Here is a 25,367-nt window from a genome sequence, read left to right as displayed (position 1 = left end):
TGGGCGGTCCGGATCTCATCCGTGGCGGTGGCGGAGGCGCTCGTCGATCTCTCGGGAGGCGGGCTGCAACAGGTGGGCCAGGGCGGCGGACGGGGGTACGGGGCGCATCCACCGGTCGTCCCACGGGTCGGGGTGCGGCAGTGCCAGGTCGATGAGACAGGGCACGGCACTGACCTCTACTCGCTGGACTCGTCCCGTCCGCAGGGCTTCCCGGTACACACGCAAGGCCGGTTCGCGCACTTCGGTGTTCAGGTGCGGATGGGGCGGTCTGCGTTCCTCTGTGCCCATTTGGGAGCCCCCTGCCTTGTGCAATGCAACAAGTGGACGGTGGCGTCAGCTTAGTTGTGGCGGGATCGTGGACAGGCCGGAGGAGCCGGGAACTCCCCTGGTGGCGCCAGGGCGTGGCTGCGCTCTCCCCCTTGCGCAGTCACGTCCCTGGGTCGGGGGTGATCGCATGGTCAGGGTCTGATTCCAGGATCCCTGACCGTGCGATCAGGTAACCGAGTTGGGCCCGGCTGTTGCTGCCGAGCGCGACGCTGAGCTTGGCGATGTGTGACCGGCAGGTGCGTACGTTCATGCCGAGACGGCGGGCAATCGCCTCGTCGACGTGGCCCTCGACGAGCAGTTTCGCGATCGAGTGCCGCACACCGGAAATGCCGTCCGTCTTGGAGTCGTACGGAATCTGTTCCTGAAGGGGCACAGCGCGGTGCCAGAACTGTTCGAAGACCTTGGTGAGGTACTCCACGATGCCGGGGTGCCGCAGCTCAAGGGCTACGGTGCGGTCGTCCGTGGCCGGTATGAAGGCGACGGTGCGGTCGAAAATCATGAGCCGCTCTATGAGCTCTTCGAGAGTCCGGATCTCGACCTTGCTCTCTGCCATCCGGGCTGCGTAATTGAGGGTTCCATGACTGTGACGGACTGTGTGCTGATACAGAGTGCGCATGCCCACACCACGTTCCGTGAGCATGGTGCCTCGTTCCATGGCAATGGTGAGCGCGTTCTCACTGCGCCCGCCGCCCGGCTGGATGGTGAGGACTTCTGATCGGCACTCGGCCAGGGCGAGCTCTATCGAGGCGTTGATGCGACCTATGCCTTCGAGAACCGTGATCGCATGCGTGGTCGGAGGGGCCTGAGCGCTGATCGCCATGAAGGGTTCGAACGCCTCGGTGAGTTCGACCGACAGCCGCCTTCGCTCCTGGATCTCCCGCTCGATCGGGTGCAGCCGCTGGGTGAGTGCTGCGGATGGCGGCACTGGTCGCAGCCAGGTGGCATCGTCGGGATCGGGATGCAGCAGGGCGAAGTCCAGCAGGCAAGGGGCGTCCTCCGCCTCGACGCGAGCTATTTTGCCCACGCTCAGTGCACTGGCATAGAGCCGTGCCCCCTCGTCACACAAGGCACTAACCGAGTGGGGATGTGTCGCTTTAGTGTTGTCTGTGGTCAATTCTCCACCCCCCAGGAACATGAATCAGCAGGAACATGATGCATCGCTTCTGTGGCATTGACGTGCCTGGATGGGCCATCGTCTTGTCCTGCGGGGGAGAGGAAACCTTGGAAGTGAGGACGAAGCCCATCATGAGTTACAAAACGCTTCGCTCGGTGCTTGCTGTTGCCTTCTCCGTTGGGCTGACGACCGGGGCGCTGAGTGTTCTTGACCTCGTTGAGGGCGGCGTGACCCACGGTGCGGGGGCCGGTACGCATGCGCAGGCTGCGCCGCCCCCGGACCTGGCCTGGGACTTGATGCCCGCGCGGACGGCGGGTTCGGAGTCGACATCCGGATCGCTGTCGGACATCGCCCCGACTGCACAGGACCGCGCATGACCACCCCGCCGGACGACCGCACCTTTCGGCGCGAGATGGCAACCGCCTATCGCTCAGGGTGGCATTTCATCGATCTGCTCACGGCCCTCCCCCGCCGTGGCGACTCGTTGATGGTCACCCTGTTCGGAGAGCCGATCGTCGTGGTGATGGAAGAGGACGAGGACGTCCGCGCCTATCGCTGTCTCCGTCGGCCCCGTGGTGCGCCGCAGCCGGTCCGCTGCGCTGTGAGGTACGGCATGATCTTCGTCAATCTCGATCAGCGGGACCACGAGCTGTTCGACGCAGAACCCCTTTCCGCCACCCCCCGCAGTGCCTGAGCGATTCCCCCGTCGTCACCTATCGCTCCGGCGCTTCCCCCACACAGCGGCGCCACCGTGACCTGAACACGGTGGCGCCGTTGTGCTGCCTCCGCCGCCCCGGGCCCCTCGGGCCCCGGGCGCTGCCTCCGCGGCTCCGGGCCCCTCAGGCCCTGCCGAGCGCCCGGTCCAGGGCGATCTCGATGACGACCCGGTCCGGGTTGGGCTGCGGCGTGCGCTCGTAGCGCTCCGCGTAACGGCTCACCGCGTCCGCGACGACCTCCGGCTCCGAGCGGATCGTCGCGACGCCCTCCAGGGTCGCCCAGCGGGCCCGGTGCATCTGGCAGACGGCCACCCGTGCGCCGTCGGGGCCCGCGGCCAGGATGTTGGCCACCTTCCGGCTGCCCTTGTTGGTGATCACGCGGGCGAGCCCGGCCTCCGGGTCGTACGTCACGCCCACCGGCACCACGTGCGGCGTGCCGTCGGGGCGGAGCGTGGTCAAGGTGCACAGGTGGTACTCGCGCCAGAACGCGAGGTACTCGGGGCTGGGGTTGCGTACGTCTGCCATGGGGGCAGCGTAGGCGGGACCGGGTCGCCCGCGTAGGCGGGACCGGTGCCACCCGCGGGTATCCGCGTGCGCGACCTCTTGAGTGGAGTAGACTCAACTTTATGCACGTTGCATAAGTCAACGCCATGACCCACCAGCTGCGAGGAGGAGTAACCACACGTGGACGCAGAGCTGACCAACAAGAGCCGGGACGCGATCAACGCGGCCACCAGCAGGGCCGTGAAGGACGGGCATCCCGACCTCACGCCCGCGCACCTGCTCCTCGCGCTGCTGGAGGGCGAAGGCCGACAGGCGAGCGCGAACATCACCGATCTCCTCGCCGCCGTCGACGCCGATCAGGCCGCCGTGCGCGGCGAGACCGAGCGGCTCCTCGGGACCCTCCCCAGCGTCACCGGCTCCACCGTCGCCCCGCCGCAGCCCAACCGCGAGCTGCTGGCCGTGGTCCAGGACGCCGCCCAGCGGGCCAAGGAGCTGGGCGACGACTACACCTCCACCGAGCACCTGCTCATCGGGATCGCCGCGAAGGGCGGCCGGGCCGGTGAGATCCTCGACGGGCAGGGCGCCAGTGCGAAGAAGCTGCTGGCCGCATTCGAGACGAGCAGGGGAGGGCGCCGGGTGACCACACCCGACCCGGAGGGCCAGTACAAGGCCCTGGAGAAGTTCGGCACCGACTTCACCGCCGCCGCGCGCGAGGGCAAGCTGGACCCGGTCATCGGCCGTGACCAGGAGATCCGCCGCGTCGTGCAGGTGCTGTCCCGCCGGACGAAGAACAACCCCGTGCTCATCGGTGAGCCCGGCGTCGGCAAGACCGCCGTCGTCGAAGGGCTCGCCCAGCGCATCGTCAAGGGTGATGTTCCGGAGAGTCTGAAGAACAAGCGGCTGGTCTCCCTGGACCTCGGCGCCATGGTCGCCGGGGCCAAGTACCGCGGCGAGTTCGAGGAGCGGCTGAAGGCCGTCCTCTCCGAGATCAAGGAGAGCGACGGCCGCATCATCACCTTCATCGACGAGCTGCACACCGTCGTCGGCGCGGGCGCCGGCGGCGACTCCGCCATGGACGCGGGCAACATGCTCAAGCCGATGCTGGCCCGCGGTGAGCTGCGCATGGTCGGCGCGACCACGCTCGACGAGTACCGCGAGCGCATCGAGAAGGACCCCGCCCTGGAACGCCGCTTCCAGCAGGTGCTGGTCGCCGAGCCCTCCGTCGAGGACACCATCGCGATCCTGCGCGGTCTCAAGGGCCGTTACGAGGCCCACCACAAGGTCCAGATCGCGGACTCGGCGCTGGTGGCCGCCGCCACCCTCTCCGACCGGTACATCACCTCCCGCTTCCTCCCCGACAAGGCCATCGACCTCGTCGACGAAGCCGCCTCGCGGCTGAGGATGGAAATCGACTCCTCGCCGCTGGAGATCGACGAACTCCAGCGCTCCGTCGACCGGCTGCGGATGGAGGAGCTGGCGCTCAAGAACGAGTCCGACGCCGCCTCCAAGCAGCGACTGGACAAGCTGCGCCGCGACCTCGCCGACAAGGAGGAGGAGCTGCGCGGCCTCAACGCCCGCTGGGAGAAGGAGAAGCAGGGCCTCAACCGGGTCGGTGAGCTGAAGGAGCGCCTCGACGAACTGCGCGGCCAGGCCGAACGCGCCCAGCGCGACGGGGACTTCGACACCGCCTCCCAGCTGCTGTACGGGGAGATCCCCGGCCTGGAGCGGGAGTTGGAGGAGGCCGCCGAGGCCGAGCAGGAGGCCGCCAAGGACACCATGGTCAAGGAGGAGGTCGGCCCGGACGACATCGCCGACGTCGTCGGCTCCTGGACCGGCATTCCGGCCGGGCGGCTGCTGGAGGGCGAGACCCAGAAGCTGCTGCGGATGGAGGACGAGCTCGGCAAGCGGCTGATCGGGCAGAGCGAGGCCGTGCAGGCCGTCTCCGACGCCGTACGCCGTACGCGCGCCGGGATCGCCGATCCCGACCGGCCCACCGGCTCGTTCCTCTTCCTCGGGCCCACCGGCGTCGGCAAGACCGAGCTGGCCAAGGCGCTCGCGGACTTCCTCTTCGACGACGAGCGGGCCATGATCCGCATCGACATGAGCGAGTACGGCGAGAAGCACAGCGTCGCCCGCCTGGTCGGTGCCCCGCCCGGCTACGTCGGCTACGAGGAGGGCGGCCAGCTCACCGAGGCCGTCCGCCGCCGCCCGTACAGCGTCGTGCTCCTGGACGAGGTCGAGAAGGCCCACCCCGAGGTCTTCGACATCCTGCTCCAGGTCCTCGACGACGGCCGGCTCACCGACGGCCAGGGCCGCACGGTCGACTTCCGCAACACCATCCTCATCCTCACCTCCAACCTCGGCAGCCAGTTCCTGATGGATCCCCTGGTCAAGCCCGAGGCGAAGAAGCAGCAGGTACTGGACGTGGTGCGGGCCTCGTTCAAGCCGGAGTTCATCAACCGGCTCGACGACCTCGTGGTCTTCTCCGCCCTGTCCGGCGACGAGCTCGCGCACATCGCGGGGCTCCAGATCGGCCGACTGGCCCGGCGGCTGGCCGACCGGCGGCTCACCCTGGACGTCACCCCCGAGGCGCTGGCCTGGCTCGCCGAGGAGGGCAACGACCCGGCCTACGGTGCGCGACCGCTGCGCCGGCTCATCCAGACGGCCATCGGCGACCGGCTCGCCAAGGAGATCCTGGCCGGTGAGGTCCGCGACGGTGACACCGTACGGGTGGACCGGGCCGAGGACGGGCTGATCGTCGGCCCCGTTTCGTAACCGAAGGTCACCGGGTGTCGCAGCCCGTGGCCGTACGCCCGCCGGTCCCCGTCCCCGCACGCTCTCTGTCAGCTTGTGGCGGATAGGGGCCGTGCGGGCTTGCCATGCCCCGCCCGCCATGGGAGAGGATGGCCGTACTCGTCACGAAGGGAAATAACGGTGAGCATCGATCCGTCCTCGATTCCTAATTTCGGGGGCCAGCCCGAACCGCAGGCGGCAGGACCGGAGGGCCCCGTCGTCCCTGACCAGGACCTCGTCAAGCAGCTCCTCGACCAGATGGAGCTGAAGTACGTCGTCGACGACGAGGGCGACCTCGCGGCACCGTGGGAAGAGTTCCGGACGTACTTCATGTTCCGGGGCGAGGACGAGCAGCAGGTCTTCTCGGTCCGTACGTTCTACGACCGCCCCCACGCGCTCGACCAGCGTCCCATCCTCCTGGACGCCATCGACGACTGGAACCGCCGCACCCTGTGGCCCAAGGTCTACACCCACGCCCACGAGGGCGAGGAGGGCGAGGCGGGTTCCGTCCGGCTGATCGGTGAGGCGCAGATGCTCATCGGCACCGGCGTCAGCCTGGAGCACTTCGTCTCCTCCACGGTCAGCTGGGTCCGCGCCTCGATCGAGTTCGACAAGTGGCTCGTCGAGCGCCTCGGCATCCAGCCCGCCGAGGACAAGAAGGACGGCGAGGAGCCCGCCGGCGCCTGACGCCACGGCCCACGACAGCGGCCCGGGAGGCGGTCATCACGACCGCCTCCCGGGCCTTGCTGTATCCGGGCGGGTCCGTCCCCGTGCCCGGTTTCACTCGCCCGCTCCGGGGCCCTTTCCGTATCCGGGCCGGTCCGCCCCCGTGCCTTGCTCAGCCCAGCCGTCCCAGCCGTTCCACCGCCTCCTCCAGCACGTCGTCCCTCTTGCAGAAGGTGAAACGGACCTGGCTGCGGCCCGCCTCCGGATCGTCGTAGAAGACCGAGTTCGGCACCGCCGCCACCCCGCAGCGCTCGGGCAGCGCCCGGCAGAAGGCGTACGCGTCCTCGTCGCCGAACGGGGCGATGTCGGTGGTGATGAAGTACGTCCCCTCCGGCTCGTACACCCGGAAGCCCGCACTCCGCAGGCCCTTGGCGAGCAGGTCGCGCCTGCGCCGCATGTCCGCGCGGAAGTCCGCGAAGAACGTGTCGGGCAGCGCGAGCGCCTCGGCGATCGCGTACTGGAACGGGCCCCCGCTGACGAACGTCAGATACTGCTTCGCCGAGCGCACCGCCGCCACCAGCGGTGCGTCCCCGGTGACCCAGCCGATCTTCCAGCCGGTGTACGAGAACGTCTTGCCCGAGCTCGAAATGGAGACCGTGCGCTCGCGCATCCCGGGCAGGGCGGCGATCGGGTGGTGCGCGCCCTCGAAGACCAGGTGTTCGTAGACCTCGTCGGTGACGACCAGCAGATCGTGCTCCACCGCGAGGGCCGCGATCCCGGCCAGCTCGTCCGGGGTGAGCACCGTGCCCGTCGGGTTGTGCGGGGTGTTCAGGAGCAGGAGGCGGGTGCGCGGGGTGATCAGGGCGCGCAGTCCGTCGAGGTCCGGGCGGAAGTCCGGGGCACGCAGGGTGAGCGGTACGCGTCGCGCGCCCGCCATCGCGATGCACGCGGCGTACGAGTCGTAGTACGGCTCGAACGCGATGACCTCGTCGCCCGGTTCGAGCAGGGCGAGCAGGGAGGCGGCGATCGCCTCGGTGGCGCCGGTCGTCACCAGGACCTCGGTCTCCGGGGACCAGGTCAGGCCGTAGAAGCGCTCCTGGTGGGCGGCGACGGCGTTGCGCAGTTCCGGGATGCCGGGGCCCGGCGGGTACTGGTTGCCGTGCCCGGCGCGCAGCGCCCGGACCGCCGCCTCCCGGATCTCCTCGGGGCCGTCGGTGTCGGGGAAGCCCTGGCCGAGGTTGATGGAGCCGGTCCGCAGGGCCAGCGCGGACATCTCGGCGAAGATCGTCGTGCCGAACGCGGAGAGGCGGCGGTTGAGCAGCGGCCGTCCCGCTGCGGGGTTTCCCTGGGTCGGTCGTCCCTGTGTCATGGGCGCCATCCTGTGCCGAAGCTCTGGAGTTGCTCAAGTCTGCTTTCGCTTCCGCAGGCTGGGGCATGCCCCTGTCACGCGGGCAACCGGCACGCGGTAACAACGGAAAACGGACAACGGACAACGGACAACGGGGAAGCGACGGGGGAACCTCGCTTCGGGGGAAGAAAGGCGGGTGAACGGCATGGTCTTCGTGGTGCTGATCGCGGCGGTGGTCATGGGGGGACTGGTGTTCCTGGTGCGCAGGAGCGGAGGCGGTACGTCCGGCGCGAACGGCGGGAACGGCACGGGCGGGGCCTGGGTCGGCGGCTCGGGCGGGGATTCGGGCGGGGATTCGGGCGGTCACTCGTGCGGTGGCGGCTCCTCGTGCGGCGGCGGCGGCGGCGGTGGCGGTGGCGGCGGGTGCGGCGGTGGCAGCTGAGCCGCGGCTGAGCGGTCCGTCCGGCAGTCACCGACAGTGACCCGGATCCGGGCGTCCGGAGGTCGAACTCCCTCCGGGCGCCTTTTCGTTGCGCGACGCGGACGTGTTCGGTTGAACAGTTGAACCGTGCTGCCCCCGAGGGGATGGAAACCACGGCAAGTTGGGCGAAAACGCTGTGAGTGCGGCGTACTTCGTGATTCCCTCGTGGAAGAGAACATTCAGCCCTCGGACCCCAGTTGGACCAGATCGGGCGTTCCCCTTCCCTCCACGCGCAGTAATACAGGGGCGCCCCGCTGTCCATGTGTCCATGTGTGTTTGCGGAGCCGACCCATGCTCACGACCCTCCAGACGGCCTATTCCGATACCCGCGCCGCCGACCTGGCCTGGACGCTGGGCCGGGAGCCGCTTCCCGCCCTCGCCGTCCTCGACCTCCAGCTCGACGGCGCGGAACTCCAGCTGCGACTGCTCGGCGCCTCCCACCAGGTCCTCCTTCAGGAGGACCGCGGAGTCTGCTCCGAGACCGTCGCCTGCATGCCCGGCAGCAGCACCCCTCTGCCCCTCGGCGTCGCGAAGCGGCTCGGGGAATGGGAGTACGAATTCGCGGCCCGAGTCGAGACCCTGACCCAGGGCCAGTTCGCGGGGCGCGCACAGGAGCTGCTCGCCCTGGTGAGCGACCACCCGCACGGTCTGGCGGGCACCTTCCCCGGCAGCCCGTACGCCTTCACCGCGATGCTCGCCCACCGCGCCGAGGGCCAGGTGCGGTGGCGCACCTGGCACGCGTACCCGCAGGAGGGGCAGTTGGTGGTGACCCGGACCCGGGTGGGGGTGCGGATTCCCGCGACCGCGGCCTGAGCCGCAGACGTGCCGGTGAAGCGGCACTTACACCCTTGTGGGTGACAAACAGCGATCGTGCAGTGACGTAGCGTTCGCAGCATGATCGACCAGCAGGTGTCGCTACGAGGGGGCGCGGAGCGGCTTCCCGTGCGGCCGAGGACCGGCCGGTTCCTGGTGCTGGCCGCTGTCTTCATCTGCGCCGCCTGCGGTCTCGTCTACGAGCTCGAACTGGTCGCGCTGGCCTCGTATCTGATCGGCGATTCGGTCACCCAGGCCTCCGTCGTGCTCTCCGTGATGGTGTTCGCGATGGGTATCGGCTCTCTCCTCGCGAAACGTTTGCGCTGCCACGCCGCGGTCGGGTTCGGGCTGATCGAGGCGGCTCTCGCCCTGATCGGCGGCTCCTCGGCGCTGGTCCTGTACGCCTCCTTCGCCTGGCTCGGCGAATCGCGGTACGCCCTGGTCGGGTTCTCCCTGGCGATCGGTGTGCTGATCGGTGCCGAGATCCCGCTGCTGATGACGCTGATCCAGCGCGTGGACCGGCAGGACGCGGGCGGGGCTGTCGCCGACCTCTTCGCCGCCGACTATGTGGGCGCGCTCGTTGGGGGGCTCGCGTTCCCCTTCCTCCTGCTGCCGATGCTGGGGCAGCTGACCGGCGCCCTGTTCACCGGCGTGGTGAACGCGGCGGCGGGCGGCGCGCTGATCCTGTGGGTGTTCCGGCGCGACCTCAGCTCCCGCTGCCGGTGGCTTCTCGTCCTGGTCAATGTCTCGGTGATCGCGGTCCTGGGCACCGCCACGGTGCTCGTCGGCGACTTCGAGCGGGCGGCGCGGCGTGCCGTATACGGGGACCAGGTGCGGGTCGCCGTGCAGACGGGGGTGCAGGAGCTCGTCCTGACCGGCACGGACCGCGATTCCCTCGACCTCTATCTCGACGGCCGCCTGCGGGTCAGCGCCCGTGACGAGTACCGCTACCACGAGGCCCTGGTCCACCCCGCGATGAACGGGCCCCGTGCCCGCGTCCTCATCCTCGGCGGCGGCGACGGGTTGGCCGCCCGCGAGGTCCTGCGCTACCCGGACGTCCGCTCGGTCACCGTCGTCGAGCTGGACCCCGCCGTCACCCGACTGGCCCGCACGGACCCCGCCCTCTCCGGCCTCAACGACCACGCCTACCGCGACCCGCGCCTCACTGCCGTCGCGGCGGACGCCTTCACCTGGCTGCGGGCCGACCGCGCGCGCTACGACGTGGTGATCTCCGACCTGCCGGACCCGGGCATCACCGCCAGTACGAAGCTGTACTCCGCGGAGTTCTACGGGCTGATCGCCCAGGCCCTCGCCCCGGACGGGCGGTTCGCGGTGCACGCCGGGCCGATGGGGGGCCGCCCGGAGACCTACTGGACGGTGGAGGCCTCCGTCCGCGCGGCCGGCCTCGCGACCCGCCCGTACCGCATCACCGGCCGGTACGCCGGCTTCGCCGCGAGCCCGGACCGGGTCGGGGGCGAGGGCCACGGCCCGGAGGACTGGGGCTTCCTCCTCGCGGGGCCGGACGAGGTGCCGCAGCTCGCGCTGGCCGCCGGGGGGCCCGCGCTGCGGTCGCTGGGGGGCCGGGAGCTGCGGGAGGGCGCGCGGGCCGCGGACGCCGCACGGCTGCCGGGGCGGACCCCGTCGACACTGGTCCACCCGAGGTACTGGGAGGACGTGTGAGGGTGTGTGAGGACGTGTGAGGACTGTGACGTGTGAGGCGGAGGGCAGGGGTTTCCGTGGACGGGGGCGCCGTTCGGCGGGCGGAAGCGCTGACGTCCGGGCCGTGGCCGATTAGGCTCGGTTGGCATGGAGCATGAGGTGCACGTTCCGGTTCCCGTCCCGGCCCTGCGGCGCGCGCTGGGCGATCCCGTCCGCGTCGCCCGCTGCGTCCCCGCCCTCCAGCAGGACGCCGACGCCTCGGCATCGCCCCTGGCGGGCCGGCTGAAGTTCCGGGCCGGCGGCCACACCATCACCTACCGGGGCGAGCTGAAGCTCTCCGGCCCGGAGGGTACGGAGACGGCGGGCGGTGAGCGGTTCTCGGTCACCGGGGAGGGCGTGGAGGTCCGGGGGACCGGTGCGGTGAAGCTCGCCCTGAACATCGCCCTCACGGAGGCGGACGGCGGGACGGCCCTCACGTACAGCGGCACGGCGAGCGGGGACGGCCGACTGGTCGAACTGGAGGAGGGCGCGGCCCTCGCGGCCGCCCACCGGCTCCTGGACCGCTTCACCCAGCAGCTGGTGACGGAGTCGTTGGCGGCGCGGGCCGAGGACGGCGGAGCGGCCGCCGAGGGGCTCGCGGGCGACGAGGAGACCGCGGGAGAGGAGGCCGGGGACGCGGCCGAGCCCCGCGCCGAAGCCGGGTCCGGGGCTGTGTCCGACGCCGACACCGGCGCCGAGGACCGGGACGAAGACGGGTCCGTTTTTGACTCGCCCGTGCCGCCGCCCGCGCTCGACCCCGTCGCCGGGGTGGAGTTCACCGTCCCGGACGAGCCGCCCGCCGAGGCCGCGCACGCCCGCCGCACCATGATCGGGCGCAGCGCGGAGGAGGTCGACCACGCGCCCCCGCGCGGTCGCTACGCCCCTGTGCCCTCCCCGGAGGCGGGCGGTGCGAGTACCGCCCTGCGCTGGGCCGCCCCGGCCGCCGCCCTCGCGCTCGCCTCCGCCGTGGTGCTGGGCCGGGCGTTGCGGCGCCGCAGGACGTGAGCCGCCAGTAGGGTCGTCGGGTGAGCAGGAGCGAAGAGAACGTCAGGCTGAGTGCCGGCGACGCCGAGTTGACCGTCGACCCCGTACACGGCTGCCGCATCAGCAGCCTGCGGATCGGGGGCGCCGAACTGCTGCGCCAGGGTGAGCGGTACGGCTGCTTCCCGATGGTGCCCTGGTGCGGACGTACCGCGAACGGGCAGTTCCGCAACGGCGACGCGCTCCACGAGCTGCCGCTGAACTCCCCGCCGCACGCCATCCACGGAACGGGCCGGGACACCTCCTGGCACACCGCGCACACGGCCGCCGACGCGGACGAGGGCCGGGCGTCCTTCTACTACGACCTCGCCGAGCCCTGGCCGTACGAGGGCCGGGTGACGCAGACCTTCGAGCTGACCGAGGACGGGCTGACGCTGGGCCTCGCCGTGGAGACGTACGGCAACTCCTTCCCGGCACAGGCGGGCTGGCACCCCTGGTTCCACCGCAGCATCGGCGGCCGGGATGCCGAGCTCTCCTTCGACGCCGCCTGGCAGGAGGAGCGCGGCGCGGACCATCTGCCCACCGGCCGCCGCATCGACCCCGTCCCGGGGCCGTGGGACGACTGCTTCGGGATGCCCGACGGCGTCGATGTGAAGCTCACCTGGCCGGGGCAGCTGGAGCTGACGGTGAAGAGCCGCAGCGAGTGGGTGGTCGTCTACGACGAGCAGGACGAGGCCGTCTGTGTGGAGCCGCAGTCCGGGCCGCCGAACGGACTGAACACCGCACCCCGGCTGGTCACGCCGATCGACCCGCTGGAGACCACGACGACCTGGAGCTGGGTCCGGCTCTGAGCCGGTTCGCGGCCGGGTGTGCGAGCAGGGATTCCGGCACCGCTTACCCTCGTGGACATGACTGACGTACGCGCTGAGCTGCTCCAGCAGATCAAGGACAAGGCCGTGGTGCACGGCAAGGTGACCCTCTCCTCGGGTCTGGAAGCCGACTGGTACATCGACCTGCGCCGGGTCACGCTGGACGGCACCGCCGCGCCGCTGGCCGGGCAGGTCATGCTCGACGCCACCGCCGAGCTGGACTACGACTGCGTCGGCGGGCTGACGCTCGGCGCCGACCCGGTCGCCACCTCGATGCTGCACGCCTCCGCCGCGCGCGGTAGGAGCCTGGACGCGTTCGTCGTCCGCAAGGCGCAGAAGGCGCACGGGATGCAGCGCCGGATCGAGGGCACCGACGTCAAGGGCCGCCGCTGCCTGGTCGTCGAGGACACCTCGACCACGGGCGGCTCGCCGCTGACCGCCGTCGAGGCGGTGCGCGAGGCGGGCGGCGAGGTCGTGGCCGTGGCCGTGATCGTCGAGCGCGGGGCCGCCCCGGCGATCGCCGAGGCCGGTCTGCCCTATGTCCACGTCTACTCGGTGGCGGACCTGGGCCTCGCCTGAGCCTCGCCCCACCAGGGTGTGACCTGCGGTTTTCGTCAGGGGTGGACGGTTTCACGTGAAACCGTCCACCCCTGACCCGTAACCGTCCCGTATCCAACCGGGTCCGCCGGGTGGAGTCGGAGGGAGAGTCTGGGAAGATGGGGGCGACGATGACGTCGCCCCCAGGTCAGGGACCAGCCTGCACACCCGCACATCCCAAGGAGCGGTCAGATGCCCATCGCAACCCCCGAGGCGTACGCCGAGATGCTCGACCGGGCAAAGGCGGGCAAGTTCGCCTACCCGGCCATCAACGTGACCTCGTCCCAGACCCTGCACGCCGCCCTGCGCGGCTTCGCGGAGGCCGAGAGCGACGGCATCGTCCAGATCTCCACCGGCGGTGCGGAGTTCCTGGGCGGCCAGCACAACAAGGACATGGTCACGGGCGCGGTCGCCCTGGCGGAGTTCGCGCACATCGTCGCTGCGAAGTACGACGTCACCATCGCGCTGCACACCGACCACTGCCCCAAGGACAAGCTGGACGGTTACGTACGTCCGCTGCTCGACGTCTCCGCGGAGCGTGTCGCCAAGGGTCTGAACCCGCTGTTCCAGTCCCACATGTGGGACGGTTCGGCCGAGACCCTCGCCGACAACCTGGCCATCGGCCAGGAGCTGCTGGCCAAGGCCGCCGCCGCCAAGATCATCCTTGAGGTCGAGATCACCCCGACCGGCGGTGAGGAGGACGGCGTCACGCACGAGATCAACGACGAGCTGTACACGACCGTCGACGACGCGCTGCGCACCGCCGAGGCGCTCGGCCTGGGCGAGAAGGGCCGCTACCTGCTGGCCGCCTCCTTCGGCAACGTCCACGGCGTCTACAAGCCCGGCAACGTCGTGCTCCGCCCCGAGCTGCTGAAGGACCTTCAGTCGGGCGTCGCCGCCAAGTACGGCCAGGCCGCCGGAAGCCAGCCCTTCGACTTCGTCTTCCACGGCGGCTCCGGCTCCACCGCGGAGGAGATCCTCACCGCGCTGGAGAACGGCGTCGTGAAGATGAACCTCGACACCGACACCCAGTACGCCTTCACCCGCCCGGTCGTGGACCACATGTTCCGCAACTACGACGGTGTCCTGAAGGTCGACGGCGAGGTCGGCAACAAGAAGACCTACGACCCGCGCACCTGGGGCAAGGCCGCCGAGGCCGGTATGGCCCAGCGCGTCACCGAGGCCTGTGCGAACCTGCGCTCCACCGGTACGAAGCTGAAGTAACCATCCGTCGTCACCGACGTACGGCGCCGGGCCCGGTCCTCCTTCTTCGGGGGGCCGGGCCCGTTGCTGTACCGGGATCACCTGGAGAAGGAGGGCCCGTCGTGGCCGCGCTCTATGACTTCGACACCGTCGTCGACCGCCGGGGCACGTGGTGCGTCCAGTGGGACGGGGTCGCCGACCGGTTCGGGGCCGACGGCCTGCTGCCGTTCACCATCTCCGACATGGACTTCGCCACCGCCCCCGAAGTGCTGGACGCGCTCCGGGCCCGGTTGGAGCACGGGGTGTTCGGCTACACCACCTGGCAGCAGGAGGACTTCCGCTCCGCGATAGCCCACTGGTACGCCACCCGGTACGGCACCGACATCGACACCGGGCAGCTCGTCTACGGCCCGTCCGTGCTCAGCCAGCTCTCCCAGCTGCTCCAGATGTGGACGCAGGAGGGGGAGGGCGTCGTCGTCCACACCCCCGCCTACGACGGTTTCCGCAAGGCGATCACCGGGCTCGGGCGGGAGCTGCGCGGGGTGCCGGTGGGCGACGAGGAGGCGCTGGAGCGGGAGCTGGCCCGGGCGGACGCCAAGGTCCTGGTGCTGTGCTCGCCCCACAACCCGACGGGCCGGGTGTGGACGGCCGGCGAGCTGGCCCGGACGGCGGCGCTCGCGGAGCGGTACGGGGTCGCGGTGATCAGCGACGAGATCCACGCGGACTTCGTGCACGGGGGACAGGTCCATGTGCCGTGGCCGCGGGTGGTGGGCGAGGGCGGGGGCGCGGGCCGCTGGGCGGTCGTCACCTCCGCGTCCAAGTCCTTCAACTTTCCCGCGCTGACCGGTTCGTACGGGCTCGTCGGCGATCCGGCGGACCGGGCGGAGTTCCTCCGGCGGATGGAGACGGCGGAGGGGCTGGCCTCCCCGGCCGTGCTGTCGCTGACCGCGCACATCGCGGCGTACCGGGAGGGCGGGGCGTGGCTGGACGCGGTACGGGAGTACGTGGCGGGGAACCTGGCGTACGTCGCGGAGCGGTTGGGCGCCGCGCTGCCCGAGCTGGGGTGGGTGCCGCCGCAGGCCGGGTACCTGGCGTGGATCGACCTGCGGCCGCTGGGGGTGGACGAGGACGCGTTGCAGCGGGTGCTGGTGGAGCGGGAGAAGGTGGCGGTGATGAGGGGGTCCGTCTACGGGGCGCCCGGGTTCGTCCGGCTGAACGTGGGGTGCCCGCGGGGGAAGGCGGCGCTGGGGGTGGAGGCGTTGGTGCGGGCGGTGAGGAGCACGGAGTCGAGCCCTTCCGCCGATTGAGGAGCGGGGGCCCGGGAGCAGCGCCTCCGCTTCGGGGCCCGGGAGCGCGGAGTGCGGGCAGGGGCGCCGAGGGGGAAGCTGGCCCCATGGCTGCTGCTGCCTCCGCGCCCGGGGAGACGTCCGGGGAGATCCGTGTCGCCTCGCCGGTCGGGCGGTGGGTCGTACTGACCACCGTGCTCGGGTCCGGTATGGCGATGCTGGACTCCACGGTCATCAACGTGGCCCTGCCCCGCATCGGCGCCGACCTCGGCACCGATCTGGCCGCGCTCCAGTGGACCGTCAACGCGTACATGCTCACGCTCGCCGGGCTGATCCTGCTCGGCGGGGCGCTCGGGGACCGGTACGGGCGGCGGCGGGTGTTCGTGGTGGGGGTGGTGTGGTTCGCGGCGGCCTCGTTGCTCTGCGGGATCGCGCCGAACGCGGGAGTGCTGATCGCCGCCCGGGCCCTGCAAGGGGTGGGTGGGGCGCTGCTCACACCGGGGTCCCTGGCGCTCATCCAGGCGAGCTTCCACCCCGACGACCGGGCCCGGGCCGTGGGGCTGTGGTCCGGGTTCGGCGGGGTCGGGGCGGCCGTGGGGCCGTTCGTGGGCGGGTGGCTCGTCGACGGGCCCGGGTGGCGGTGGGTGTTCCTGCTGAACCTGCCGCTCGCCGCGGTCTGTGTGCCCGTCGCCCTCCGACACGTACCGGAGTCGCGCGATCCGGCGGCGCACGGCCGGTTCGACGTGCTGGGGGCCGTGCTCGGGGCGCTCGCGCTGGCCGGGGTGACGTACGCGCTGATCGAGGCGCCGGAGCGGGGCGCATCCCCGCTCGTGATCGGGTCGGCCGTCGGCGGGGTGCTGCTGGGGGCCGCGTTCGTGCGGGTGGAGCGGAAGCGGGCCGACCCCATGCTGCCGCCCTCGATCTTCCGCTCCCGGCTGTTCACCTCGGTCAACCTGGTGACCTTCTGCGTCTACGCGGCCCTCGGCGGCTTCTTCTTCCTCGCCGCGATCCAGCTCCAGGTGGTCGCCGGGTACTCGGCGCTCGGCGCGGGCACCGCCCTGCTGCCCACCACCGTGCTGATGCTGCTCTTCTCCGCCTCGGCCGGTGAGCTGGGGCGGCGGATCGGGCCGCGCGTCCCGCTCACGGTGGGCCCGCTGCTCGCCGCCGCCGGGATGCTCCTGATGCTGCGGGTGGGGCAGGGCAGCGCTTCCTTCGGCTCGTACGTCGGCGAGGTGCTGCCCGCCGTCCTCGTGCTCGGCACCGGGCTCGTCGTGGTCGTCGCGCCGCTCACGGCGACCGTCCTGGCCGCCGTGGACACCGGGCGGGCCGGGCTGGCCAGCGGCATCAACAACGCCGCCGCACGGGCCGCCGGGCTGATCGCGGTGGCCGCCCTGCCGCTGCTCGCCGGGATGGGGCCGGAGGCGTACCGGGACGCGGGCGAGTTCGCCGCGACCTTCCGGCGGGCGATGCCGATGTGCGCCGGGCTGCTGGTCGCGGGCGCGGTCATCGCCTGGTGGACGGTCCGCACCCCGGCGGCCGCCGCCGTCCGGGGCGAGCGGCCCGAGTGCGCGGTGCACTGCGGGGTCGCCGCCCCGCCCCTGGAACCGGAGCAGCCCTCCCCGCGGCGACCGGGGCGCGGTCCCGCCGGGGCGTGACGGCAGGCACACTTGAGCCATGTCCATCCACGAGAACCTGCTCGGGGGCCCTGCCCCGACCCACCTCCCCGACGACCCGGAGCCGCGCGAGCTGCTCGCCGCGGGCACCCCGCCCGCCGAGGTCGCCGCGAAGTACCCCACCTCCTCGCTCGCCTGGGCGCAGCTCGCCGACGAGGCGTTCGAGGGCGGCCGGGTCGTCGAGTCGTACGCGTACGCCCGTACCGGCTACCACCGCGGCCTCGACGCCCTGCGCCGGGCCGGCTGGAAGGGCCACGGCCCCGTACCGTTCGAGCACGAGCCGAACCGCGGCTTCCTGCGCGCCCTGCACGCCCTGGCACGGGCCGCCGGGTCGATCGGCGAGACCGCGGAGCACGAGCGCTGCTCGACGTTCCTGCGGGACTCCTCGCCGACCGCCGCCGACATCCTGAGCTGACCCCGGCCGCGCACGCCGGAGCCGGGCCCGACGCTCACACAGCGCGGGTCCGGCCCGGGGCCTCCCTTCGGACCAGGCCGGGCTCGCGGGGTCCGGCACGCGCTCCCCCAAGCTCTCGGCTTCGCTGGAGCAGGGAGGGGCCCCTCCGGCGTTGTCGTCGGTCGGCAGGGCTCCGCCACGACTCCCTCCTCCGCCTTGCAGCTGCACGCATCGGACCCCGCTCCCTGATCCGGCCTGGTCCGAAGGGAGGCCCTAGTATGCGAGCAGGGGACCGGAGCTCCATCACCTCACGGAAGGGGCGGACCGCTACCCGGAAGCTCGTGTCGAGGAGACAGCGATGTCGACGAATCACCCCGACCCCGAAGCCACCGGTGCGGACACCCCGTACCTGGACTTCGCGGGAACGACTCCGTACGAGGACTACGTCCAGGCGGATGTCCTGACCCACCTCCAGCACCTCCGCTCGGACGACCCCGGCGAGATGGTCTTCCTGGTCACCACCCAGGTCATGGAGCTGTGGTTCACGGTCATCGTCCACGAGTGGGAGACCGCCACCCGCGCCCTGCGCGAGGACCGCATACCCGTCGCGCGTGACGCCCTGAAGCGTTCGCTGCGCGAGCTGGAGGCGCTGAACGAGTCCTGGCGGCCGCTCGCCGGACTCACCCCCGCCCAGTTCAACTCCTACCGGGGCTCGCTCGGCGAGGGCTCCGGATTCCAGTCCGCGATGTACCGGCGGATGGAGTTCCTGCTCGGCGACAAGTCCGCGTCCATGCTGGTGCCGCACCGGGGCGCGCCCCGCGTGTACGCCGAGCTGGAGAAGGCGCTCGGGGAGCCCAGCCTCTACGACGAGACGCTCGCCCTGCTGGCCCGGCGCGGGTACGCCATCCCCGAGGCCGTCGTCGGCCGGGACCTGACCAAGCGCTACGAGCCGTCGCCCGATGTCGAGGCCGTGTGGGCGGAGATCTACGCCTCCGACGACCAGAACGACGAGCTGGTGCGCCTCGGTGAGCTGCTCACCGACGTCGGCGAGCTCGTCTGGCGATGGCGCAACGACCACCTCGTCGCCACCCGCCGGGCGATGGGCTCCAAGACCGGCACCGGCGGCTCCGCCGGAGTGGCCTGGCTGGAGAAGCGCGCCACGAAGAACGTGTTCCCCGAGCTGTGGACGGCGCGCAGCCATGTCTGAGACCTCCCGTGACACGCTCCGCGAGCGGGCGCTGAAGCTCGACGCCGCCGACCCGCTCGCCGACCGGCGGGGGCTCTTCGCCCTCGACGAAGGCGTCTACCTCGACGGCAACTCCCTCGGCGCGCTGCCCGTCCACGTACCCGCCCGGGTGCAGGACGTCCTCACCCGGCAGTGGGGCGAGCTGCGCATCCGGTCCTGGGACGAGAGCGGCTGGTGGACCGCCCCCGAGCGGATCGGCGACCGGATCGCCCCGCTCGTCGGGGCCGCCGCAGGCCAGATCGTCGTCGGTGACTCGACCAGCGTGAACGTCTTCAAGGCGGTCGTCGCGGCGGGCCGCCTCGCGGGCGAGGGACGCGACGAGATCCTGGTTGACGCGACGACCTTTCCCACGGACGGGTACATCGCGGCCTCCGCCGCGCGGCTGACCGGCCACCGGATCGTGCCCGTCGCACCCGCCGACGTACCGGCCGCGCTCGGCCCCCGTACGGCCGCCGCCCTGCTCAACCAGGTGGACTACCGCACGGGCCGGCTGCACGACCTGCCCGGACTGACCGCCGCCGTCCACGCGGCGGGCGCGATGGCGGTGTGGGACCTCTGCCACAGCGCGGGCGCGCTGCCCGTCGGGCTGGACGAGCACGGGGTGGACCTGGCGGTCGGCTGTACGTACAAGTACCTGAACGGCGGCCCCGGTTCGCCCGCGTACCTGTACGTCGCCGAGCGCCACCAGGCCGCCTTCGACTCCCCGTTGCCGGGGTGGAACTCGCACGCCGACCCGTTCGGCATGACCCCCGACTACGCCCCGGCGGACGGTTCCGCGCGGGGCCGGGTCGGCACGCCCGACATCGTCTCCATGCTCACGCTGGAAGCGGCGCTGGAGGTGTGGGACGGGGTGTCGGTGGACGCCGTGCGGGCCAAGTCCCTCGCGTTGACGGACTTCTTCCTGGAGTGCGTCGAGGCGTACGTTCCGGCGGGCCGGGTCACCTCCGTCACGCCGGCCGCGCACGCCGAACGCGGCAGCCAGGTCGCCCTGCGCTGCGCGGACGCCGGGCCCGTGATGCGCCGCCTCATCGAGCGGGGCGTCGTGGGCGACCTGCGGCGGCCGGATGTGCTGCGGTTCGGCTTCACCCCGCTGTACGTGGGGTTCGCCGACGCGGAACAGGCGGCGTGGGTGCTGGCCGAGGTGCTCGCGGAGACAGCGGAGCCGAAGGCGGCCTGACGGGCTGTCAACGCGGGGTGCGGCCGGGTGGGGACGGTACCGAGTGCTGATACCGTCCCCGCAGGTCAGCCCAGTTGGGCACCTGACCCAGGCATAGGCACTGGCACAGTCACAGGCATAGGACGGTTGAGCAGCATGTCGGATTCTGCCGCGCGTGATCGGGACGAGGCCGAGAGCGCATCGGCGTTCGCGCATCCCGAGGTCGCCCCTGACCGGACCGCCTCCTACGGCGAACACCCCGACCAGGTCATCGACTTCTACGCCCCGCGCGACGGCCGCACCGCCGCCCCCCTCGTCGTCCTCCTGCACGGCGGCGCCTGGCGGACTCCGTACGACCGGGCCCATGTCTCCCCGCTCGCGGACTTCCTGGCCCGCCGGGGGTTCGCCGTGGCGAGCGTGGAGTACCGGCGCGGCGCTGAGGCCGACGCGGGGCGGGCGCCCGGCACGGACCTCGGCGCGGACCCCGTCGCGGGGCGCTGGCCGGACACCTTCGACGACGTGGCCGCCGCGCTCGACGCCGTACCGGCCCTGGCGGCACAGGAGTTGCCGGAGGCCGACGTGCGGCGCGTCGTGGTCACCGGGCACTCGGCGGGCGGGCACCTCGCGCTCTGGGCGGCGGCACGGCACGTACTGCCCGAAGGGTCGCCGTGGCGCCTGCCTGCCCCGCCGCCCCTGCGCGGGGTCGTCGCACTGGCCCCGATCGCGGACTTCGCCAAGGCCGTGGAGCTGGGTGTCTGCGGCGGAGCGTTCAGCCAACTGCTGGGGGAGGGCGGCGAGTCGGACGACCGTATCGCCCAGGCCGACCCCGCGGCCCTGCTGCCCACCGGGATCGCCACGGCGATCGTCCAGGGTGTCGAGGACATCGTCGTACCGCAGGCCGTGTCGGAGGCGTACGTCGACGCGGCGGCGAAGTCCGGCGAGACGGTCGGGCTGACGCTCCTCGGCGGGGTCGGGCACTTCCCGCTGATCGACCCGGCCGCCGACGCCTGCGCGATCGTGGCGGAGGAGATCACGCAACTGGCCTGGTGACGAAGGGGGCGCGGGCGGATCGCACAGCGATCGCAGTTGCGGACAGAAGGTGTCCGCAAGGATCTCTAGCTTGGTTGTTGTCGAACCGAACGGGCGTGAGGCCAATGGCGCGAACCGTACGGGTACCGAACCGAGCTGAGGAGAACCCCATGACGATCCTGGTGACCGGGGCCACGGGAACGGTCGGCCGCCGTGTGGTCGAGCAGTTGCTGGAGCGCGGCGAGCACGTCCGGGCCCTGACCCGCGACCCGGCGCGGGCGGAGCTGCCCGAGGGCGTCGACGTCGTCCGGGGCGACCTCACGGACCCGGCGTCCCTGGAGTCCGCGCTCGACGACGTGACCGGGCTGCACCTCATCACCTTCGGCGGGGCCCTCTTCGCACCGCTGGAGACCGGTGGGGAGATCCTCGCGCTGGCCCGGAAGGCGGGCGTGCGGCGGGTGACCGTGCTCAACGGGGGCGGGGAGACCCCGATGGAGGCGGCGGTCCGCGCGAGCGGGCTGGCCTGGACGGTCGTGATGCCGGTGGAGTTCATGGCGAACGCCCTGGAGTGGGCGCCCGGAGTCAGGGCCGAGGGCGTGGTGCGCGAACCGTACGTCGGCCGGCTCAGCGCGATGGTGCACGAGTCGGACATCGGCGCGGTGGCGGCGGTGGCGCTCACCGAGGACGGTCACGCGGGCCAGGTGTACCTGGTCACCGGTCCGCAGGCGCTGACCGTCGGCGACAAGGTGGCGGCCCTCGCGGCGGCGCGCGGCGCGGGCATCGAGCTGGTCGAGCTCACCGAGGAGCAGGCGCTGGAGTCGTGGCGGGCCAACGGGATGCCGGAGGACGTGATCGGGTTCCTGATCGACGTCTACCGGGACACCCCGCCCGAGGGCCGGACCGTGACCGACACCGTCCAGCAGGTCACCGGACGGCCGGCGCGGACGTTCGCGCAGTGGGCGCGGGAGCACGCGGAGCACTTCCGGGCGAGGGCGTAGCCGAAGGGGGCTCCGGGGCTCCGGACGGAGTGCGGTGGAGGCGGGGTAGTCCTTGAGACGGACCCCGCCGAATCCATATCGGTGCTGACGACCCGCCGTCCGCCGCCGCCTACCGTGGGAACGTGACCGAGACCCAGACGAAGATCAAGGGCCCGGAGTTCCGGGCCGCCGAAGGGGCGATGAACGGCCTGCGGGAGGACCTCTTCCGCCAGGCGCTCGCCTACCGCCCCATGCCGCCGCTGAACCCCGAGGGACGGCTGATCCGGCGGCTGCCCGGCGGGCTGCGCAAGGGCGTCGTCTGGGCCCCGCACGCCCTGGTGCTCTTCGCCGCCTTCGTGGTGATGATGATCGGCTTCGCCGAGTGGGAGTTCCGCTTCCTGATGGGTCTGGTGCCCGCGACAGCGGTGGCGATGACTCTCGTCAGGCCGGTCGCCGCGTTCTGGGCCTCGATGCTGGCGACCGTCTTCTGCGGGGTGCTGAGCGGCGAGCTGTGGGCGCCGAGCGCCTTCGCGGCGCAGGTGGTGGTCATGGTGGTCGTGGCCGCCCGGACCCGGCCCCGCACCGCCGCCTGGATGTGGCTGCTGACCCTGCTGTTCGGGATGCTGCTGGAGGGCGGCGACCCGGCCCTCACCGCGCCCCTGGCGACGCTCTCCGCCTTCGCGCTGCTCGTCGTCGCCGTGGTCCAGATCCGGCGTGACGCCGAGCGCGAGGTCACCGTGCAGCGCACCGTCACCGCCGTCGAGCGCGACCGGCGCACCCTGCTGGAGGAGCGCACCACGATCGCCCGGGAGCTGCACGACGTGGTGGCCCACCACATGTCGGTCGTCGCGATCCAGGCCGAGGCCGCCCCCTACCGGGTCGAGAACCCGCCGCCGGAGCTGGAGCAGGCCTTCGTCACCATCCGGGAGAACGCCGTGGCCGCCCTCACCGAGCTGCGCCGCGTCCTCGGAGTCGTACGGGCGGAGGACTACGAGGCCCCGGACGCCCCGCAGCCCACCCTCGCCGCGCTCGACGGACTCCTGGACAACGTCCGCGAGACGGGCCTGGAGACGGAGAAGGTGATCACCGGGGCCGTCCGCGAGCTGCCGCAGGGCGTCGAGCTGTCGGCGTACCGGATCGTCCAGGAGGCCCTGAGCAACAGCCTGCGGCACGCGCCGGGCGCCTCCGCCAGGGTCGAGCTCGGCTATGTCCTCGGCGGGCTCGGACTGCGCGTGGTCAACGGACCCCCGCGCGGTCTGGTCAAGCCCTCGCCGGGGGCCGGGCACGGGATCACCGGGATGCGGGAGCGGGTCGCGATGCTGAACGGCGAGATGACGGCCGGGACGACGGCGGACGGAGGGTACGAGATCGCGGTGTTCCTGCCCGTACCGCTGTCCGAGGAGCCGGAGACACGGGACGCGGCGGGCAGCGGGGTGACCGGCCGCGACACGACCGGCAACGCCGACACGGTCGTCATCGAACGGGACGTCCGCGCATGAGCGACACCGATATCCGGGTGCTGATCGTCGACGACCAGATGATGGTCCGCGAGGGCTTCTCGGTCCTGCTCAACGCGATGCCCGGGATCACCGTCGTGGGGGAGGCGGTGGACGGGCGGCAGGCCGTCGCCCAGGTCGCCGCCCTCCGCCCGGACGTCGTGCTGATGGACATCCGTATGCCCGAGCTGAACGGGATCGAGGCCACCCGCGAGATCGTCGCGCAGGACGCCGACGCGAAGGTCCTGGTGCTGACCACGTTCGACCTCGACGAGTACGTGTACCAGGCGCTGCGGGCCGGGGCCTCGGGCTTCCTCCTCAAGGACGCCTCGGCCCGGCAGCTCGCGGACGGCGTGCGGGTGGTGGCCTCGGGCGAGGCGCTGCTCGCCCCGACGGTCACCCGGCGGCTGATCACCGAGTTCTCCAAGCTCGCGGAGGCCCCCCGGCCGCCCGCCCTGGCCCGCGTCGGGGACCTCACGGAGCGCGAGACGGAGGTCCTCGTCCTGATCGCGCAGGGCCTGTCCAACGCGGAGATCGCCTCGCACCTGATCGTCGCCGAGTCCACGATCAAGACGCACGTCAGCCGCATCCTGGTGAAGCTGGGCCTGCGCGACCGCACCCAGGCGGCGGTGTTCGCGTACGAGGCACGGCTGGTCACCCCGGGGTAGGGACCGGGCAGGACCGTGGGACCGGGCAGGACCGTGGGACCGGGCCGGGCAGGATTCCGGGACCGGGCAGGGCCGGACCCTCTTGCGGTGGTGGCGGACGCGGGTAGCGTCGGGTCATGCACGTGTCATTCGACCCCTGGTCTCCCGCGTTCGTCGCCGACCCCTACCCCGCCTACGCCGCCCTGCGAGCCACCGGCCGGGCGCACTGGTTCGAGCCGACCGGGCAGTGGCTGATCCCGCACCACTCCGACGTATCGGCGCTGCTGCGCGACCGCCGCCTGGGCCGTACGTATCTGCACCGCTTCAGCCACGAGGAGTTCGGCCGCACCCCGCCGCCCGCCGCACACGAGCCGTTCACCACGCTCAACGGTCAGGGGATGCTCGACCTGGAGGCGCCCGACCACCCCCGTATCCGGCGCCTGGTCTCCAAGGCGTTCACCCCGCGTACGGTCGAGAACCTCGCCCCGACCGTACGGCGGCTGGCGGCCGGGCTGGTCGACGCGTTCGTGGCGAAGGGCGGTGGCGACCTGCTGGCAGAGGTCGCGGAGCCGCTTCCGGTCGCCGTGATCGCCGAGATGCTCGGGGTCCCCGAGGCGGACCGGGGGCCGCTGCGGCCCTGGTCGGCGGCGATCTGCGGGATGTACGAGCTGAACCCGTCCGAGGAGACGGCGAAGGCCGCCGTCCGGGCGTCGGAGGAGTTCTCCGCGTATCTGCGCGGGCTCATCGCCGAGCGCCGCAAGGCCCCCGGCGATGACCTGATCTCGGCGCTCATCGCCGCCCACGACGACGGGGAGCGGCTGAGCGAGCAGGAGATGATCTCGACGTGTGTGCTGCTGCTGAACGCGGGCCACGAGGCGACGGTGAACACCACGGCGGGCGGCTGGCGCACCCTCTTCCACCACCCGGAACAGCTGGCCGCCCTGCGCGGCGACCCCGCGCTGCTGCCCACCGCGATCGAGGAGCTCCTGCGCTACGACACCCCGTTGCAGATGTTCGAGCGCTGGGTGCTGGACGACATCGAGATCGACGGCCAGGTCATCCGGCGCGGGGCTGAGGTGGCGCTGCTGTTCGGCTCGGCCAACCGGGACCCGGAGCGGTTCGCGCACCCGGACACGCTCGACCTGTCCCGTCCGGACAACCCGCACATCACCTTCGGCGCGGGCATCCACTACTGCCTGGGCGCCCCGCTGGCCCGGCTGGAGCTGGCCGCCTCCTTCGGGGAACTGCTGGGCAAGGCGCCCGGGATGCGACTGGCGGCGGAACCGGAGTGGCACCCGGGGTACGTGATCCGGGGGCTGAAGGAACTGGTGGTGGAGGTGTAGGCACACAGCC

The 25,367-nt window shown here is 71.9% G+C and carries 24 protein-coding genes; 20 read left to right on the top strand and 4 right to left on the bottom strand.

Features of this window, described 5'->3' with window-relative positions; translation table 11 throughout:
- Positions 1-15: 15 nt before the first annotated feature.
- Together ACZ5WC_RS09070 and ACZ5WC_RS09065 are read right to left on the bottom strand one after the other, a co-directional pair.
- Positions 16-165 (bottom strand): hypothetical protein, encoded by a 150-nt coding sequence (locus ACZ5WC_RS09070; protein WP_468540189.1) that lies wholly within the window; start codon positions 163-165, stop codon positions 16-18.
- A gap of 262 nt (positions 166-427) precedes the next feature.
- Positions 428-1,462: a helix-turn-helix transcriptional regulator gene (locus ACZ5WC_RS09065; protein ID WP_311120239.1), complete on the bottom strand. Its 1,035-nt coding sequence runs from the start codon at positions 1,460-1,462 to the stop codon at positions 428-430.
- 352 nt (positions 1,463-1,814) lie between these two features.
- Between ACZ5WC_RS09065 and ACZ5WC_RS09060 the strand changes: the two genes are divergently transcribed.
- Positions 1,815-2,135: a Rieske (2Fe-2S) protein gene (locus ACZ5WC_RS09060; RefSeq protein WP_030588701.1), complete on the top strand. Its 321-nt coding sequence runs from the start codon at positions 1,815-1,817 to the stop codon at positions 2,133-2,135.
- A gap of 145 nt (positions 2,136-2,280) precedes the next feature.
- Here the strand turns inward: ACZ5WC_RS09060 and ACZ5WC_RS09055 are convergent, their stop codons facing one another.
- Complete coding sequence (locus ACZ5WC_RS09055; protein ID WP_468540188.1) at positions 2,281-2,682, bottom strand: pyridoxamine 5'-phosphate oxidase family protein; 402 nt, start codon at positions 2,680-2,682, stop codon at positions 2,281-2,283.
- A gap of 159 nt (positions 2,683-2,841) precedes the next feature.
- Between ACZ5WC_RS09055 and clpB the strand changes: the two genes are divergently transcribed.
- On the top strand, positions 2,842-5,436 hold the full coding sequence (gene clpB / locus ACZ5WC_RS09050) for an ATP-dependent chaperone ClpB (protein ID WP_468540187.1): 2,595 nt from the start codon (positions 2,842-2,844) through the stop codon (positions 5,434-5,436).
- A gap of 159 nt (positions 5,437-5,595) precedes the next feature.
- Positions 5,596-6,141 (top strand): type III secretion system chaperone family protein, encoded by a 546-nt coding sequence (locus tag ACZ5WC_RS09045; RefSeq protein ID WP_468540186.1) that lies wholly within the window; start codon positions 5,596-5,598, stop codon positions 6,139-6,141.
- A gap of 151 nt (positions 6,142-6,292) precedes the next feature.
- On the opposite strand, the gene ACZ5WC_RS09040 is transcribed toward ACZ5WC_RS09045, so the two are convergent.
- Positions 6,293-7,489, bottom strand: coding sequence for a pyridoxal phosphate-dependent aminotransferase (locus ACZ5WC_RS09040; RefSeq protein WP_468540185.1), 1,197 nt, complete (start codon positions 7,487-7,489; stop codon positions 6,293-6,295).
- Between the two features lie 175 nt (positions 7,490-7,664).
- On the opposite strand from ACZ5WC_RS09040, the gene ACZ5WC_RS09035 reads away from it, so the two are divergent.
- From ACZ5WC_RS09035 to ACZ5WC_RS08955, 17 genes are all read left to right on the top strand, one after another.
- A complete protein-coding gene (locus ACZ5WC_RS09035) occupies positions 7,665-7,910 on the top strand; it encodes a hypothetical protein (RefSeq protein ID WP_468540184.1) in 246 nt (81 codons plus the stop codon).
- Between the two features lie 330 nt (positions 7,911-8,240).
- Positions 8,241-8,762: a DUF2617 family protein gene (locus ACZ5WC_RS09030; protein WP_311120234.1), complete on the top strand. Its 522-nt coding sequence runs from the start codon at positions 8,241-8,243 to the stop codon at positions 8,760-8,762.
- Between the two features lie 81 nt (positions 8,763-8,843).
- On the top strand, positions 8,844-10,442 hold the full coding sequence (locus tag ACZ5WC_RS09025) for a polyamine aminopropyltransferase (protein WP_468540183.1): 1,599 nt from the start codon (positions 8,844-8,846) through the stop codon (positions 10,440-10,442).
- Positions 10,443-10,568: 126 nt separating this feature from the next.
- A complete protein-coding gene (locus ACZ5WC_RS09020) occupies positions 10,569-11,465 on the top strand; it encodes a CoxG family protein (protein WP_468540182.1) in 897 nt (298 codons plus the stop codon).
- Between the two features lie 20 nt (positions 11,466-11,485).
- Positions 11,486-12,292 carry an aldose epimerase family protein gene (locus tag ACZ5WC_RS09015; protein WP_468540181.1) on the top strand — a complete coding sequence of 269 codons (807 nt, stop codon included), beginning with the start codon at positions 11,486-11,488 and terminating at the stop codon, positions 12,290-12,292.
- A gap of 57 nt (positions 12,293-12,349) precedes the next feature.
- The gene (gene pyrE / locus ACZ5WC_RS09010; RefSeq protein WP_468540180.1) at positions 12,350-12,889 is read left to right on the top strand and encodes an orotate phosphoribosyltransferase; all 540 of its coding nucleotides are present in this window, start codon (positions 12,350-12,352) and stop codon (positions 12,887-12,889) included.
- 210 nt (positions 12,890-13,099) lie between these two features.
- Positions 13,100-14,131: a class II fructose-bisphosphate aldolase gene (gene fbaA, locus ACZ5WC_RS09005; RefSeq protein WP_468540179.1), complete on the top strand. Its 1,032-nt coding sequence runs from the start codon at positions 13,100-13,102 to the stop codon at positions 14,129-14,131.
- A 101-nt stretch (positions 14,132-14,232) separates the two neighbouring features.
- Entirely contained in the window at positions 14,233-15,417 is a 1,185-nt protein-coding gene (locus tag ACZ5WC_RS09000; RefSeq protein ID WP_468540178.1) for a MalY/PatB family protein, read from the top strand.
- 86 nt (positions 15,418-15,503) lie between these two features.
- Entirely contained in the window at positions 15,504-17,051 is a 1,548-nt protein-coding gene (locus ACZ5WC_RS08995) for a DHA2 family efflux MFS transporter permease subunit (RefSeq protein ID WP_468540177.1), read from the top strand.
- Positions 17,052-17,070: 19 nt separating this feature from the next.
- Positions 17,071-17,484 carry a DUF3151 domain-containing protein gene (locus tag ACZ5WC_RS08990; RefSeq protein ID WP_096622754.1) on the top strand — a complete coding sequence of 138 codons (414 nt, stop codon included), beginning with the start codon at positions 17,071-17,073 and terminating at the stop codon, positions 17,482-17,484.
- 337 nt (positions 17,485-17,821) lie between these two features.
- Positions 17,822-18,670 carry a tryptophan 2,3-dioxygenase family protein gene (locus ACZ5WC_RS08985; RefSeq protein ID WP_468540176.1) on the top strand — a complete coding sequence of 283 codons (849 nt, stop codon included), beginning with the start codon at positions 17,822-17,824 and terminating at the stop codon, positions 18,668-18,670.
- Positions 18,663-19,886 carry a kynureninase gene (kynU, locus tag ACZ5WC_RS08980; RefSeq protein WP_468540175.1) on the top strand — a complete coding sequence of 408 codons (1,224 nt, stop codon included), beginning with the start codon at positions 18,663-18,665 and terminating at the stop codon, positions 19,884-19,886. The genes ACZ5WC_RS08985 and kynU overlap by 8 nt, the downstream gene beginning before the upstream one ends.
- A 135-nt stretch (positions 19,887-20,021) precedes the next feature.
- Positions 20,022-20,915: an alpha/beta hydrolase family protein gene (locus tag ACZ5WC_RS08975; protein WP_468540174.1), complete on the top strand. Its 894-nt coding sequence runs from the start codon at positions 20,022-20,024 to the stop codon at positions 20,913-20,915.
- A 149-nt stretch (positions 20,916-21,064) separates the two neighbouring features.
- A complete protein-coding gene (locus ACZ5WC_RS08970) occupies positions 21,065-21,892 on the top strand; it encodes an NAD(P)H-binding protein (RefSeq protein WP_468540173.1) in 828 nt (275 codons plus the stop codon).
- Between the two features lie 122 nt (positions 21,893-22,014).
- A complete protein-coding gene (locus ACZ5WC_RS08965; RefSeq protein ID WP_468540172.1) occupies positions 22,015-23,370 on the top strand; it encodes a sensor histidine kinase in 1,356 nt (451 codons plus the stop codon).
- Positions 23,367-24,035, top strand: a complete 669-nt coding sequence (locus ACZ5WC_RS08960) for a response regulator (RefSeq protein WP_468540171.1) — start codon at positions 23,367-23,369, stop codon at positions 24,033-24,035. The genes ACZ5WC_RS08965 and ACZ5WC_RS08960 overlap by 4 nt, the downstream gene beginning before the upstream one ends.
- A 116-nt stretch (positions 24,036-24,151) precedes the next feature.
- On the top strand, positions 24,152-25,357 hold the full coding sequence (locus tag ACZ5WC_RS08955) for a cytochrome P450 (RefSeq protein ID WP_468540170.1): 1,206 nt from the start codon (positions 24,152-24,154) through the stop codon (positions 25,355-25,357).
- Positions 25,358-25,367 lie beyond the last annotated feature (10 nt).

The sequence above is a fragment of the Streptomyces sp. NPDC033165 genome, from assembly GCF_055577965.1.
Note: the sequence above shows the minus strand (reverse complement) of the source record. Positions and strands in the feature narration are given on the sequence as shown.

What these genes read in the sequence shown, in the direction of transcription:
- ACZ5WC_RS09030 (WP_311120234.1), top strand. Translation starts at nt 8,241, where the DNA reads ATGCTCACGACCCTCCAGACGGCCTATTCCGATACCCGCGCCGCCGAC.
- ACZ5WC_RS08955 (WP_468540170.1), top strand. Translation starts at nt 24,152, where the DNA reads ATGCACGTGTCATTCGACCCCTGGTCTCCCGCGTTCGTCGCCGACCCC.
- ACZ5WC_RS08995 (WP_468540177.1), top strand. Translation starts at nt 15,504, where the DNA reads ATGGCTGCTGCTGCCTCCGCGCCCGGGGAGACGTCCGGGGAGATCCGT.
- ACZ5WC_RS09055 (WP_468540188.1), bottom strand. Translation starts at nt 2,682, where the DNA reads ATGGCAGACGTACGCAACCCCAGCCCCGAGTACCTCGCGTTCTGGCGC.
- ACZ5WC_RS09040 (WP_468540185.1), bottom strand. Translation starts at nt 7,489, where the DNA reads ATGACACAGGGACGACCGACCCAGGGAAACCCCGCAGCGGGACGGCCG.
- ACZ5WC_RS08975 (WP_468540174.1), top strand. Translation starts at nt 20,022, where the DNA reads ATGTCGGATTCTGCCGCGCGTGATCGGGACGAGGCCGAGAGCGCATCG.
- fbaA (WP_468540179.1), top strand. Translation starts at nt 13,100, where the DNA reads ATGCCCATCGCAACCCCCGAGGCGTACGCCGAGATGCTCGACCGGGCA.
- ACZ5WC_RS08985 (WP_468540176.1), top strand. Translation starts at nt 17,822, where the DNA reads ATGTCGACGAATCACCCCGACCCCGAAGCCACCGGTGCGGACACCCCG.
- pyrE (WP_468540180.1), top strand. Translation starts at nt 12,350, where the DNA reads ATGACTGACGTACGCGCTGAGCTGCTCCAGCAGATCAAGGACAAGGCC.
- ACZ5WC_RS09065 (WP_311120239.1), bottom strand. Translation starts at nt 1,462, where the DNA reads ATGTTCCTGGGGGGTGGAGAATTGACCACAGACAACACTAAAGCGACA.
- ACZ5WC_RS08960 (WP_468540171.1), top strand. Translation starts at nt 23,367, where the DNA reads ATGAGCGACACCGATATCCGGGTGCTGATCGTCGACGACCAGATGATG.
- ACZ5WC_RS08970 (WP_468540173.1), top strand. Translation starts at nt 21,065, where the DNA reads ATGACGATCCTGGTGACCGGGGCCACGGGAACGGTCGGCCGCCGTGTG.
- ACZ5WC_RS09060 (WP_030588701.1), top strand. Translation starts at nt 1,815, where the DNA reads ATGACCACCCCGCCGGACGACCGCACCTTTCGGCGCGAGATGGCAACC.
- ACZ5WC_RS09020 (WP_468540182.1), top strand. Translation starts at nt 10,569, where the DNA reads ATGGAGCATGAGGTGCACGTTCCGGTTCCCGTCCCGGCCCTGCGGCGC.
- ACZ5WC_RS09025 (WP_468540183.1), top strand. Translation starts at nt 8,844, where the DNA reads ATGATCGACCAGCAGGTGTCGCTACGAGGGGGCGCGGAGCGGCTTCCC.
- kynU (WP_468540175.1), top strand. Translation starts at nt 18,663, where the DNA reads ATGTCTGAGACCTCCCGTGACACGCTCCGCGAGCGGGCGCTGAAGCTC.
- ACZ5WC_RS08990 (WP_096622754.1), top strand. Translation starts at nt 17,071, where the DNA reads ATGTCCATCCACGAGAACCTGCTCGGGGGCCCTGCCCCGACCCACCTC.